Annotated in this window: 13 protein-coding genes; 3 read left to right on the forward strand and 10 right to left on the reverse strand. The window is 46.8% G+C overall.

Annotation, left to right across the window (positions count from 1 at the left end):
- Nucleotides 1–96: 96 nt before the first annotated feature.
- Both BN1938_RS01670 and sstT read right to left on the reverse strand, forming a co-directional pair.
- Nucleotides 97–1,122 carry an aldo/keto reductase gene (locus tag BN1938_RS01670; RefSeq protein WP_050638971.1) on the reverse strand — a complete coding sequence of 342 codons (1,026 nt, stop codon included), beginning with the start codon at nucleotides 1,120–1,122 and terminating at the stop codon, nucleotides 97–99.
- 108 nt (nucleotides 1,123–1,230) lie between these two features.
- Nucleotides 1,231–2,454, reverse strand: a complete 1,224-nt coding sequence (gene sstT / locus BN1938_RS01675; RefSeq protein ID WP_082202709.1) for a serine/threonine transporter SstT — start codon at nucleotides 2,452–2,454, stop codon at nucleotides 1,231–1,233.
- 773 nt (nucleotides 2,455–3,227) lie between these two features.
- On the opposite strand from sstT, the gene tsaA reads away from it, so the two are divergent.
- Nucleotides 3,228–3,917, forward strand: coding sequence for a tRNA (N6-threonylcarbamoyladenosine(37)-N6)-methyltransferase TrmO (tsaA, locus tag BN1938_RS01680; protein WP_050638930.1), 690 nt, complete (start codon nucleotides 3,228–3,230; stop codon nucleotides 3,915–3,917).
- 91 nt (nucleotides 3,918–4,008) lie between these two features.
- Here the strand turns inward: tsaA and BN1938_RS01685 are convergent, their stop codons facing one another.
- The 6 genes from BN1938_RS01685 to BN1938_RS01710 all read right to left on the reverse strand — a co-directional run bounded on the left by BN1938_RS01685 (nucleotide 4,009) and on the right by BN1938_RS01710 (nucleotide 9,230).
- The gene (locus BN1938_RS01685; RefSeq protein ID WP_050638931.1) at nucleotides 4,009–5,181 is read right to left on the reverse strand and encodes a hypothetical protein; all 1,173 of its coding nucleotides are present in this window, start codon (nucleotides 5,179–5,181) and stop codon (nucleotides 4,009–4,011) included.
- An 11-nt stretch (nucleotides 5,182–5,192) separates the two neighbouring features.
- A complete protein-coding gene (locus tag BN1938_RS01690) occupies nucleotides 5,193–6,317 on the reverse strand; it encodes a hypothetical protein (protein WP_148487097.1) in 1,125 nt (374 codons plus the stop codon).
- 9 nt (nucleotides 6,318–6,326) lie between these two features.
- Complete coding sequence (locus BN1938_RS01695) at nucleotides 6,327–7,181, reverse strand: ABC transporter ATP-binding protein (RefSeq protein WP_050638933.1); 855 nt, start codon at nucleotides 7,179–7,181, stop codon at nucleotides 6,327–6,329.
- Complete coding sequence (locus tag BN1938_RS01700; RefSeq protein ID WP_050638934.1) at nucleotides 7,168–7,941, reverse strand: hypothetical protein; 774 nt, start codon at nucleotides 7,939–7,941, stop codon at nucleotides 7,168–7,170. Before BN1938_RS01700 ends, BN1938_RS01695 begins: the two co-directional genes overlap by 14 nt.
- Nucleotides 7,938–8,501: an RNA polymerase sigma factor gene (locus BN1938_RS01705; protein WP_050638935.1), complete on the reverse strand. Its 564-nt coding sequence runs from the start codon at nucleotides 8,499–8,501 to the stop codon at nucleotides 7,938–7,940. Before BN1938_RS01705 ends, BN1938_RS01700 begins: the two co-directional genes overlap by 4 nt.
- A gap of 192 nt (nucleotides 8,502–8,693) precedes the next feature.
- On the reverse strand, nucleotides 8,694–9,230 hold the full coding sequence (locus tag BN1938_RS01710; protein WP_050638936.1) for a PadR family transcriptional regulator: 537 nt from the start codon (nucleotides 9,228–9,230) through the stop codon (nucleotides 8,694–8,696).
- A gap of 130 nt (nucleotides 9,231–9,360) precedes the next feature.
- Between BN1938_RS01710 and BN1938_RS01715 the strand changes: the two genes are divergently transcribed.
- Nucleotides 9,361–10,701 (forward strand): MATE family efflux transporter, encoded by a 1,341-nt coding sequence (locus BN1938_RS01715; RefSeq protein ID WP_050638937.1) that lies wholly within the window; start codon nucleotides 9,361–9,363, stop codon nucleotides 10,699–10,701.
- A gap of 178 nt (nucleotides 10,702–10,879) precedes the next feature.
- Here the strand turns inward: BN1938_RS01715 and BN1938_RS01720 are convergent, their stop codons facing one another.
- Nucleotides 10,880–11,647, reverse strand: a complete 768-nt coding sequence (locus BN1938_RS01720) for a 4Fe-4S dicluster domain-containing protein (RefSeq protein WP_082202703.1) — start codon at nucleotides 11,645–11,647, stop codon at nucleotides 10,880–10,882.
- On the reverse strand, nucleotides 11,637–12,023 hold the full coding sequence (locus tag BN1938_RS01725) for a DUF3221 domain-containing protein (protein WP_050638938.1): 387 nt from the start codon (nucleotides 12,021–12,023) through the stop codon (nucleotides 11,637–11,639). Before BN1938_RS01725 ends, BN1938_RS01720 begins: the two co-directional genes overlap by 11 nt.
- A gap of 1,233 nt (nucleotides 12,024–13,256) precedes the next feature.
- On the opposite strand from BN1938_RS01725, the gene BN1938_RS01730 reads away from it, so the two are divergent.
- Nucleotides 13,257–13,751 (forward strand): COG2426 family protein, encoded by a 495-nt coding sequence (locus BN1938_RS01730; RefSeq protein WP_044927124.1) that lies wholly within the window; start codon nucleotides 13,257–13,259, stop codon nucleotides 13,749–13,751.
- Nucleotides 13,752–13,761 lie beyond the last annotated feature (10 nt).

Raw genomic sequence — 13,761 nt, forward strand, 5'->3', positions numbered from 1 at the left:
TGTTTTTGTACCATAACAAAAGCGGAAGATCCCTCTCTGTACTAGAAAGGTTCCTCCGCCCTTTTAATTTTAAATGCTCCAATCATTCAACTCATATCAGACTGTGATTTTCCCCGCCAATATCTTCTGATAATCTTCGTAATTCTTTTTCAAAAGATTCGGCGTGTCCAATTCGTAGGGGCATTTTTTCCTGCACTGCCCGCACTGCATGCACCCCTCTATCTTCTTCATCTTTTCCTGCCATTCCTCACTCAGCCACCCCGCCGATGGAGCCCGCCTTACCATAAGTGACATCCTTGCACAATTATTGATGACAATACCAGCCGGACATGGCATGCAATAGCCACAACCGCGGCAGAACTCTCCGGTCAGTTCTTTTTTCTCCTTCTCAATAAATGCCGCCAGTTCTTCATCCAGCACAGGGGCATCTTCCATATATTCCAGCCATTCCTCCAGTTCTTCCATCCGCTGGACGCCCCAGATCGGAAGCACATGATCAAACTGTGACATAAACGCAGAAGCAGCGCGGGAGTTCGTAAGCAGACCGCCTGCCAGCCCTTTCATCGCGATAAAGCCCATATTTCTTTCCCTGCACAGCTCCACCAGTTCCAGCTCTTTTTCTGAGGACAGATAGCTAAGCGGGTACTGCAGCGTCTCATAAAGCCCGGATTCAATACACTCCTTTGCAACATCCATTTTGTGTGCAGTCACTCCGATATGGCGGATCTTTCCCTGCTCCTTAGCCTTTTGCATGCGCTCATATATTCCTGTGCCATCGCCGGGACGGTAACAGACATCCACACAGTGGAACTGGTAAATATCTATATAATCGGTCTGCAGCAGCTTTAAGGAAAGATCCAACTGCTTCTCAACCTCCTCCGGCGTGCGCGCCATTGTCTTGCTTGCTATGTAAATTTCCCCGCGAATACCGGCAAAAGCATTCCCCAGCTTTTCCTCACTGTCGCTGTATGCACGCGCCGTGTCAAAAAATGTCATACCGCCTTCAAAGGCCCTCCTGAGAATCTTTACCGCATTCTCCATGTCCACTCTTTGTACCGGCAGAGCTCCAAATGCATTCTGCGGGACAGTAATTCCCGTGGTACCTAATGTAACCTGTTTCATCTTCATAGTCCGTTCACTCCTTACATCATCATGATATGTCTTTCATACATGTTCTTCGCATAATCAAAAACATACGGCAGAGAAAATACAACCTGCTGTCAAAATCCTTTACAAATTGATCTCCCGCCCTTCCTTTCTCCACTGTCTCAGTTCTGCAGATGCAGAAAGCAGCAGGTCTGAAGAAGAATTGAGTGCAGTCTCTACCGAGTCCTGTACAACCCCTATGATAAATCCCACACCAACTACCTGCATGGAGATATCGTCTGATATCCCGAAAAGGGAACATGCCATAGGTATCAGTAACAGAGATCCCCCCGCAACCCCGGATGCTCCGCAGGCCGACAGAGCAGCCAGTACACTTAGAATTATGGCTGTAGGGATATCCACCGGAACCCCCATCGTGTGGGCAGCCGCCATCGTCATAACAGTAATCGTAATAGCGGCGCCGTCCATATTAATGGTAGCCCCCAGGGGAATGGAGACGGAATAAGTATCCTTGTCCAGCCCCATCTCTTCGCACGCTGCCATATTCACAGGGATATTGGCAGCAGAACTCCTTGTAAAGAATGCCGTAATGGCGCTGCGCTTTAAGCATCTGAAAATCAGTGGGTACGGGTTCTTCCTGATGCACCAGTATACAAGAATCGGATTCGTAATAAAGGTAATTGCCAGCATGGACCCTACCAAAAGAACAAGAAGCTTTCCATATTCCGTGAAAATATTTAACCCACTGGTAGAAATCGTACGGAACACAAGGCCCAGAATCCCAAACGGAGCAAGATTGATAATCCATGTCACCAGCGTAGAGACTGCGCCTGAAATATCCCTAAGCATGTTTTTCGTCGTCTCCGCCGCCCTCCGGAATGCAAGTCCCAGCAGTACTGCCCAGAATAAGATCCCCAGATAATTTGCATCTGCCAGCGAACTCACCGGATTGGAAACAACATTCAACAGCAGCGTTTGAAGCACTTCCGCCACTCCGCTTGGAGGCGCGGTATCCGTCACTGCCTTTGTCAGTGTCAGCGTACAAGGAAAAGCCATGCTCGCAAACACTGCAATGACTGCCGCAAGCAAGGTGCTGAACATATAAAGAATAATAACCGTCTTAATCACGCCTCCATGTGATTTTCCTGCATTGCAGAGCGAGCTCATGACAAGGAAAAATACCAGGATCGGCGCAACCGCTTTTAATCCCCCAACAAAAAGATCCCCCAGTATACCGATTGCTGTTACGGAGGGAATCAGAAGCCCCAGGGCCGCTCCAATGATCAAACCTCCCAGAATTCGCTTAACAAGGCTGATCTCCATCCATTTCTCAAACACTTTTTTCATTTTTAAATCCATTCCTTTCGCTTCACTCAGGCACGCTCAAGTACCTCCACCATTTTCAATCTTCTGCCGCCTGCTTTAGAATATAATTAAGTATAGCGCAGGAAACGGCATATGGCAAATCTAAAATCAAAATACAACGGACTGGCTTTCGTCCCCGGAAGCGTCTGGGGACGCTTAATGGCAAAAAGAGCTGCAAGCCATCAATAAATCCTATCGCGCTCACAGGTTTGATTATTCTGAAAGCTGTATTCCCTTGCTTATGTACACCTACTGGGGACATAAAAGTCCCGCCAATTCAATGCCATACGCTGCCCCCGCTTGAGGCCCCTCCTTAGAAACGAGCTTTTTCCTGCCGGTTGGATGCGCCAGCTCCATGAAGGGATAGCCGAAAACCTCCCGGAGAACATCCATGTCCTTTCAAAAACGCTCAAAGCGGACCTTAGAAATTCTTGGTGGGAAACAGCCCTGAAAATGGAGAGATTTTTGGATTCCGAATCCAAAAATCAGCTGACCCAGCGCGAGAAATCATCGGATTTCTCGTGATGTGTCAGTGGTGCTCCATTTTCAGGGCTGTTTCCCGCCTAGAATTTCTTAGGTCCGCGGCCGCGTTTTTGAAAGGACATGGATGTTCTCCGAGAGGTTTTCGGCTATCCCTTTATGGAGCGTCCCCATCCGCGCCGAGGCAAAAGCTCGTCACTAAATCCCGATTGACTGCGCCTCCAGTTCTATGTTACATTTTCTAATAGAAAAGCTATCGAAAGCGGGGCGTATCCATGACTTCTCTTTATACTTTAAAAACAATTGCACACATTCAAAGCGATTTCCCGGAAAAATTCGGCATCCCCCGACAGAGCGGTCTCGTGGAATCCCTGAAGGCAAAGCTCATCTTTGAACCGGACTACCGCAATCCGGATGCCCTGCGCGGCCTGGAAGATTACTCTCATATCTGGCTGATCTGGGGGTTTTCAGAATCCATCCGTGATGAATGGAGCCCTACCGTGCGTCCGCCAAGGCTTGGCGGCAACCAGAGAATGGGGGTGTTTGCCACGCGTTCCCCATTCCGGCCCAATCCGGTTGGACTGTCCTGCGTCCGTCTGGAGGGCATCAGCACCACCCCTGATTTTGGCCCGGTTCTCCATATTTGCGGAGCCGACCTGATGGATGGAACCCCGGTCTTTGATATCAAGCCCTATCTGCCCTATGTGGACAGTCACCCTAACGCACAAGGCGGCTTTGGCAGCCGGCAAGCGGGCTACAGCCTGAATGTAGACTGCCCGCCTGCATGCCTCGAGCTTATCCCAGAACAATGCCGGTCTGCGCTGATGGAAATCCTGGCACAGGATCCCAGACCTTCTTATCAGGAAGATCCGGCGCGTATCTACGGAATGAAGTATGCTGGTATGAATATACGGTTTTATGTTGAGAACGATGAGCTTCATATCTGTGGGGTTGAAAGATTGTAAATTCCCATTCACAGGGCCGTACACCGCGCTGCACGGTCCATAGACCGTGCATAGCAGTGATTGTAAGGCTGGACGGAAGCTTCATTTTCGTTCAGTCTATATTTCTTTTCTTCTCTGCCATATACTGTACCAGATTGGCAAGAACCCCCAGGCCCAGTACCACGGCAGAGATCATTGGCACCATGTATTTTCCTCTGGTTATCTCTGCAAAATCTAATATAAAGAAGGCTCCGTAACATCCCGCCAGGATGACCAGCGGCAGGGCCAGTGCAATGGCTGATATATAGTTTCTGCAGTGTCTGGTAACGGCGAATAAGATCATTCCTGCTCCTGCTGCCATCATAGCTGTAAACAAAATACTCATGACACTCATAGTTCCTATAGACCATGGGAACCATCCAATATATCCGCTCGAAAAGGAAGACGCTGACGCATTCCAAAAATCTGTGACACGGTTAATTTTTGCGGTTATCAAATAAAATACGATGGATATTCCGATCACCGCTAAAGAAGTAATCAGGCCGGCCGCCAGCTTACGGAGGTAATAGCCCCGCCCCTTCCTGCAGCAATATTGAAGTGACGGCATTTCATTTTGATTCTCCTGTACCATATAGGGAAGAATCATAAATATCACTCCGATAATTACAAAAACTGACCAAAACTGAAGAACCTGAAAATTATCTTCCAGTATTACAGATGGAAGGATCGTAAATACCTCCTCCCGATTTCGTTCTAATACCCTCTGTCTCTGAAGATCGTCCAAATCTTTATAAACGGATGTTCCGTTTGCACTTCCGTTCTCCTGCAGCGCCTCTGTCCTGTAACTATCCAAAAACATATCATATACATTGATTTCTATTGTCCTGGTGAATTCCTCCGACACTTCGGCGTCACTAAAGGAATCATAGATTTCCATCCATAATGCCGTGTCCTCATCGGGCGTTAGACTTTCGCTCCCCAGGTTGAATTCCTGAAACGTATGGAAGCCATACTCCTGAAACAATGCATTCTCCGCTATCATCCGGTCTATGGCACTGATTCCCTTTTCCGGAGCCTCACTTTTCATTTTCTCATATTCTTCCGGTGATATAGAAACCCCATATTTATCCGTAATAGCTTCTGCAATATCGGCAGTCTGATGATAGCTGCCCGGATGTATATTTACATACGGCCTTATAAACAGAAGAAAATACAGTATCCCAAAGCCCAGCAGACACAGCAGCTTCTTCCATGTCAGTATTTTTCTTATCTCTGTCCTTATCATATACACCCTCCTTACAAATCTTTCTTTAAAAACTGTCTCCGCACTCTGAAAGCTGCACATGCTATCAGAATGCCCCATAGGATAATCACAGTGATTTCATAATATCTCGGCGAAAGAAAGGAGGCCCCATTTACCATCCAGTGTCCTGCTTTCCTGGCAAGATCAACGGGATTGTACTGCAGTATAAAATAAACGACGCTCCATTTGGGAAACAGAGAGGTCACCGTATAGATACATGCACATCCAAACCCCAGCAGTATAAATGCCTTGAAACTATTTCTTCCCTTTGCCGCAAACGTATACCCAATATAAGAAAAAAGCACCGCTGCGCAGACTGATATTAAGAATTCCAGGCCCAGGTATCCCGCAATGTGAAGCGGAAACCAGCTGATAACCGGGAAATAAGAATCCAGCACCATCATGCTTCCAATGGGTGTCTTCCACAGTGGACCTAAAGGAAACATAAGGGCTGCCGACAGAATCGTTACTCCCCATATGACAGCCGTAAAAGTGAGTCCGGCAAGGATCGCTGCCCGCCTCCTCTGATCCTGGCTTTTTCTTCCCGTTTTGGATGTATACTCAACGGATGCCGTCCCTGCCTGTAATGGTTCACTGACACGATGCAGCATAAAGAGAACGCCTGCCAGAATGCTTTCCAGCGTACAGGCCAGAGGAATCCATCTTGAAAATAATTCAAAAAAACCTCTGCTTCCCGGGACAAAGAAGTGTGCAGCATCCTGATTCCGCCGATTCTCTGCCAGGATACCCTCCATCTTTTGGTATTCTTTCTCCGCATATTTCTTTGCCCCGTCTTCCAGCATAAGGGCAGAGGAGAAATTTTCTGCCAGATCACTGCTGTCCAGTTCATTCGTCATATACACTGTGCCATCCATTATCTGGCGCAGAGTGGGAATTCCCGCTTCTTTCTTCTCTCCGGGCTCCAAAACTTCCAGGTACTGTTCCGCTGTATTTTCATCAACCGGCAGCCCCAGATCCTCCCATGCCTTCACACTCTTCTCCACTATAGCCCTCTGGCCGCTGAAGTTTATCAGTATCCATGCATTTACCCCCATACTGCCAATGAGCAGCCCCCAGAAAATCGGGCTGAGCACTACGCGCATCCATTGTCTCCTCATATCTTCGCCTCATTCCTTGTAAGTGTATAAAAACACATCTTCCAAGCCAGCCTCACACTTTTTCCACTGCGGATTTCCCTGCTCCGCAATGAACCGCACCACAAAATGTCTTCCTTCCTGACGCTGGGAAAGAATCTGGTACTGTTCTTCCCAAAGATGCAGCTGCTCCTCCCTGATTTCTGCCTCAAAGACTTTTCCATCCAGCATGGTGCAGAGATGTTCTGTAGTGTCATTGGCATATACCTGTTTCTCCTTCAGCATAATAATATGGTTGGCAATAAACTCCACATCCGAAACGATGTGTGTGGAGATCATAACAATCTTATCCCTGGAAAGGGAACTCAATATTTTTCGGAATCTCACACGTTCCTTGGGATCCAGACCTGCCGTGGGCTCATCTAATATCAGGATCTCCGGATTTCCGAGCAGTGCCTGTGCGATCCCTACCCGCTGTATCATTCCACCGGAAAATTTCTTCATTTTCCTTTTTGATACCTCTGCAAGCCCCACCGTATCCAGCAGACGGGGAATCTCCCGCCGCAGTATTTTCCGGTCAATCCCTTTCAGGATGCCGATATACTCCAGATAGCGCTCAGGCGTATAGTCCCTGTAGTAGCCAAATTTCTGCGGCAGAAAACCGATCTTTTCCCGGTATGCTTCATCCAGCTTCTGTATCTCTCTTCCCTCCCACAGTATAGTCCCTTCTGTGGGAAAAAGAAGGGTGACCAGCAGTTTCATAAGCGTGGTCTTGCCGGCCCCATTCGGCGCCAGAAGGCCGTATATTCCAGGATGCAGCTCCAGATTGATATCTTTTAGCGCCGTAAAGTTTTGATATTTTTTTGTAACATGATTAATTTGCAGCATCTGCATACTCCTTTCTGAAGGGCTGTCCTGTCATTACCAGCAGCTGCCTGACGTAAACCACTGCCGCAACAGCTCCAACAGCAGCAAACAAAAGAACCGGAATCCCTTCCATCAGCCTTTCGTACCACTTGGCCGACATCTGTAAGAATACAAGATTGGCCAGAATCCAGCCGGCTCCCACTGCTGCCCCCCATCCGGTTTTCTTTCCCCGTTCTATCCCCATGGCCAGGAGAAGGGAAAATATCATCAGGGATGCAAAAGCCGTTGCCGCCAGCCGGAGAAAATCAGCCGAATACCGCACTGAAAGGACTGCCGCATAAATAAGGTTAAGGCCAATACCTATCAGGCTGTTTGAAAACATACGCGCTGTCATCAGATGTAAAAAAGTATACTTGTAACTCATAAGCTGTTCATACGTCTGATTCTGCCGCTCTTTCACCAATGACAGACAGAACACCGTGGCATATAAGACAGGCGCCGCTGTAAATACGATGCTGCAGGCGCTGGCTATACCGGCGCCCACAATCCGTAATCCAATGTACATGAACGCTGCCGCAATGCAAAATGAGACAGTCAGGATATCTCCCATGCCTGCGTACAGCTGCCCGAATCCAATCCCCCGGAACAGATCCCACAGAAATGAATTTACTCCCGTATTTGGCGGCGTTTTAGTGAGCTCCTCTGCAAGCCTCATATTCTGTTCTTTTTCCTCTGCTTTTTTCCACATATCCTCTAAAAATTCTTTATCCCTCTGCGTCATCCGTTTTCCCTCCTTTTCCTCTGCAGCTTTTTCCTTGCTCTGTGCAATACTATTTTTATCTGCGGAGTATTCTTTTCCATAACCACTCCAATCTCCTGGTAGGACAGGCCCTCCACACAGAAAAGATAAAGCACACGCCTGTATTCTTCCGGCAAATCCTCTATCCACTGCACCAGTTCGCCATACGCTTCTTTCTTCACGTAAATATCCTCCGGCGTTGGCGGAGATTCCCCGGCGCTTTCTGCCGTCCCCAGCTCCTCTGTTACATGGCGCCCTCTTCTCCTCAGTTCATCCAGCGATTTATGTTTGACCACTGCAAACAGATAGGTTCGAAACGTGCAGGCTTGGGGCAGGCGCTCCCTGTGCACATAAATATCGGCAAAACTGTCCTGTACAATATCCAGGGCAGTCTGCTCCTCTTTGGCATATTGTATGCAGAACCGTACAGCATCCCGATAATGCCTCAACACCAGTACATCATAAGCCTGTTTCATATTTTTATTTTTCACCAGCCCGATCAGCTGCCCATCCGTTTTTTTCTCCAGGTCTTTCAGATTCATTGCGTTTTTCCTTCCGATTGTAAAAATATCAAACAAGATTCGCTTTCTATCTATTAGTCGAATTAGATTTAGAAAAGTTACACTTTAAATCATAAAAATAAAAGTCCTGGTTCTATCAATACAGGACTTTTATTTTTATTCTTTTTACAAGCTTGATCATCAGTTGTGTTTCCGCTCCTTTAGCAGGGCATTCTAACCTTTTTCACTTATACTTATTTTTACAGATTCGATCCATGTTTCTATCGCCTGGGCCAGAATCATCTGCTGCCGGAGGACGGCTTTTCCGGTTTCAGGAATTTGAGGATTGCCTTCTTTTTCTGTTATGTTTTCTTCAAGATATGATTTTAGTGTTTTTATGTTACTTTCTATACTGGTAAGACAGGCTTCCTGGTCTTGCAGGGAGAGGCTGTCCAGATTAACTATAACTGCGTTCAAATCCAGAAATATGTTGACCGGCTGGGCGGCTATCTTATACATTAGATTTTCGAATTCCGCTTCTCCGGACTCTGTCAATGAGTAAACGGCTTTTTCCGCCATCTTTCCTTCCTTTACCATCGTGCCTTTGATAAAGCCTTTCTGCTCCAGCTGTATGACTTTCTTATAGATTGAGGGCGTGCTGATCTTTACCCATCTGGATATGTTCCGGTATTCTACCAGTTTCTGTATGTCATATGCGCTTAACGGCTCCTTTTTTACCATCCCTAATACGATTAAATCTATTGTTGCCATAAATATCCTTCCTTTTCTTATTCGTCTTGACAAGTACTATAAATTATAGTATTATCAACTTTGTCACTTGTTTGCTATAATTTATAGTACTTTATTTTACACTTCATGTCAAGTGGAAGGAGAATTTATTATGAAACAACATAACACAAAAATGGAACTGCTTGGAAGTGCCCCTGTATCGAAAGCGCTTTTCGCACTGGGGCTGCCCACCATGATTGGTATGATGGTGAATGCGCTTTATAATCTGGCGGATGCCTACTTTGTAGGAGGGCTGGGAACTGCACAGATGGGCGCAATTACTGTTGCATACCCCCTTGGCCAGATTGTGGTAGGACTGGGACTGCTCTTTGGAAATGGTGCCGCTTCCTACCTTTCACGGCTGTTAGGGAGCGGGGAGAAAGAAGCCGCAGACAAAACCGCAAGCACTGCTATATACAGCAGTATCTTTGTGGGAACGGCAGTCATTATATGCATCCTCATATTTCTGGAACCCATTCTGCGCCAGATAGGCGCCTCAGACAGTGTCATGCCTTTTGCGGTTACTTATACAAGTATCTATATTGCTTCCTCTATATTTAATGTCTTTAATGTCACCATGAACAACATCGTTTCCAGTGAGGGCGCTGCCAAAACAACCATGTGCGTGCTGCTGGCAGGAGCCGTGAGCAATGTTATTTTAGACCCCGTCTTTATCTATGTTCTCGATCTGGGCGTAGCCGGTGCTGCGACCGCAACGGCCATTTCGCAGTTTGTCTCTACACTGATATATTTACTGTATATATTCAGGAAAAAAAGTATATTTAGTTTTAGTATACGGAAGTATGGTTTATCAAAAGATGTAATGTCAGAGATTTTGAAAATCGGGATTCCCACACTGGTATTTCAAATGCTGACCAGCCTGTCTATGACAATGATCAACGACGGGACAAGGATCTATGGTGATTCTGCTCTGGCCGCGATGGGAGCTGTGACAAAGATTATGTCCGTGGGAAGTCTGATGGTATTCGGTTTTCTCAAAGGCCTGCAGCCTATCGCGGGCTACAGTTATGGTGCGAAAAAGTACGACCGCTTAAAAGAAGCTGTAAAGACTTCCATCCTGTGGGCAACTATCTTCTGCCTGATCTTTGGTCTTGCTGCCGCCCTATTTTCTACAGCGATTATTTCCCAGTTTACAAAAAATGACCCGGAAATGATCCGGATCGGACAGGCGGCCTTAAGAGCAAACGGGCTTTCTTTTGTGCTCTTCGGTTTTTATACCGTTTATTCCTTTCTGTTCCTTGCTATGGGAAAAGCAAAAGAAGGCAGCTTCCTCGGCGCCTGCCGGCAGGGCATCTGCTTTGTTCCTGTTATCCTGATACTCCCAAAAGTTTTGGGACTGAACGGGATCCTGTATGCTCAGCCGGCTGCCGATGTAATCACTGCAGCCATCACCATATTTATGGCTTTGCGCCTGCAAAGAGAATTGCAATAAAACTGGATTATACGCTCTAGAGCGTGTCTGAAAATTGCTTGTTGCAAGATGTTGTCCCAGTTTGCGGGGTATTTACTGCCAAATACAGGAGGCGTAGTGGGCTACGCCCTCTGGATTCGGCAGTAAATAGACCGTGAAGCGGGGCGGCATATTGCGGCAATGAATTTTCAGACACGCTCTAGGATCCATGGGCCTGTGCGTGCCGAATCCCCTGCTCTGTGATGACGTCGTCTCCCCTGTACTTTTTGAGATCATCCCCCACAGGACAAACGTTCATACATACACCGCAGGGCCAGTGATTTTCATTCTTAATATCTACATGATGCTGCGTACAGGCAATTTTATCATAACTAAAGAGGTTATTTTCTTTCTCTTCAAAGCAATGAACCGGACAAGCTTTCAGACATTTTTTACAGTGAATGCATAAATCCTTCTCCAACTGCGGATCCGGGCTGACTGGCGCATCGGTCAGCACGGAAACGATACGCAGGCGGGGACCGTATTCCTTTGTGATCAGATTATGGCTGTCACCAAAGGTACCCATACCCGCATAGTAGGCTGCTACGACATGAGAAAAAGAGGCATTCGGATTTTTCATAAGCACATCAATAGAGTAGTAACAGTCTCTCGGAAAGAACAAAGCCCTGTATCCTAATTCTGTAGTAATATAATTCGTCAGCTTATATGCAATATCATCCAGCACCCGGTTGCTGGTGTCATACAATTCCTGATATACCATGGAGGGGGTAGTGAACGTCATCGGGGCAAACAGCGGGATTCCCAGTACAATTACATTTTTAACCCAGGGCCAGGAATTCTGCGGCCAATATTCCGGATTCTGGATCGGTTCCGTTTCCCACTTATCAACGGAACAAACTCTCACCAGATTTGCGCCAAGGTCCTTTGCTTTGTCAACGATTTGTTTCTTTACTAATTCATCTTTCATCGTCAGCTTCCCCTTCCTTTCCATATTCTAATTTGGTACGGCTCTCCCCAATATAGAGTATAGCATACACCTTCTCAATTCTTGCCGGATCGCTTTCCTCAATATTACCATCGTAGTATACGGCTGCTTCGTCGCCAATCTGCAGATCCGTTGTACTGTCTTTTCTTTCAGCGTCCAAAGAGACCAGAATCTCCTGATTTTCAGCTATTGTTTCCTCACTTTTGCTTACCTCTATCCTGGCGTATCCATCTTTTATCTCCATCACGGTTCCTTTGATGCTTGGTTCATGGTCTATTATGTAGTTAATGTCTTTGGAACACCCTGAGATACAGATGCTCAGGGCTATTGTAAGCAAACCCAATCGTATTTTTCTCATAATTGTCCTCCCTGAATCCCAGACTGTTTCATCCTTGTATTATCTCTGCCAGCTGAATCTAAACTTATATGTCTATGACATGTTTTTCCTTAATTTGATTTTATCACCGCGAGATATAAAAGTCATTCATTTTCTGCTGTATTAAGAATACTTATTATAATAGTCCTTACGATTAACACCTCTACAAAACTCTAAATCGGGAGTTAGCGACGAGCTTTAGCCTCGGCGCGGATGGGGACGCTCCATAAAGGGATAGCCGAAAACCTCCCGGAGAACATCCATGTCCTTTCAAAAACGCGGCCGCGGACCTAAGAAATTCTAGGCGGGAAACAGCCCTGAAAATGGAGCACCACTGACACATCACGAGAAATCCGATGATTTCTCGCGCTGGGTCAGCTGATTTTTGGATTCGGAATCCAAAAATCTCTCCATTTTCAGGGCTGTTTCCCACCAAGAATTTCTAAGGCCCGCTTTGAGCGTTTTTGAAAGGACATGGATGTTCTCCGGGAGGTTTTCGGCTATCCCTTCATGGAGCTGGCGCATCCAACCGGTAGGAAAAAGCTCGTTTCTAAGGAGGGGCCTCAAACGGGGGCAGCGTATGGATATAGAATTGGCGGGACTTTTATGTCCCCATTAGGTGTACATAAGCAAGGGGATACGCTTCCGGTATCAAAATAATTCAATACGCATCTTGAAGATGAAAAGACACGCATAGCCAATCCACATCCGCTGCTCTGGTCCGGGATCCCACCCGGTTGGCGAGCTTACCTGCCGATTGGATGAGCCAGCTTTATGACAGGGAGGCCGGGGAGGTGCTGGGGCTGTATATGCCGTTGCGAAATGCTGGAGTGCGCTTAGTGATTCTTGAACAGCCGATGCCGGATAGGCGGGGAACAACTTGATCTCCAAATCAAGTTGTTGCTGAACCCAGCGCGGGAAATCATCAGATTTCCCGTGATGTGTTCAGCGTACCCGCCTATCCGGCATCGGCTGTTCTAGAATCACTTAGCAGCATGGGTGCATATCGCAACGGCATATACAGCCCCAGCACCTCCCCGGCCTCCCTGTCATGAAGCGTCCCCATCCGTCGACAAGTCTAAAGCTTGCCGACTAAATCCCGATTTAAATGTAGGGTACAGCGCGAAAAGTAACTGATTTTCCATTTTCTCATTTACAATCTGCCTGCAAGCCTTTATAATTAGGACGAGTTTTTATATAATAGCATGTAAATGAATGGAGGAAAATATTTTGTTTAATAAATATCTATATGTCTTCTTAATCTCAATGGTACCGCTCATCGAACTGCGCGGGGCTATTCCTTATTCCCAGCTGTTCGGGCTTCCCCTGCTGCCGTCCTATATCATTGCGGTTATCGGCAATATGCTTCCGGTCCCTATTATTTTCCTGTTTGCAAGAAAAGTTCTGGAATGGGGATCTGATAAGCCAGTGATCGGAAAGTTTTTTTCTTTCTGCCTTGAAAAAGGTCACAAGGGTGGTCAGAAGCTGAAAGAAAAGGCTGGAAAAGGACTGCCTATTGCCCTTCTCCTATTTGTTGGGATTCCACTCCCCGGCACCGGAGCCTGGACGGGAACACTCGCAGCAAGCTTACTGGATATGGATTTCAAATCAAGCGTAATCGCGGTGATGCTGGGAGTGCTTTTGGCCGGAATTATAATGGGGGCGGCAAGCGCTGGACTATTTGGGGCCATTGGGGCACTGTTTGGGTAAAGTAACGAAA

Origin of the sequence: Eubacterium sp. SB2 (genome assembly GCF_001244405.1) — a bacterium.
GTDB classification, from domain to species: Bacteria; Bacillota; Clostridia; order Lachnospirales; family Lachnospiraceae; genus Faecalicatena; species Faecalicatena contortus_B.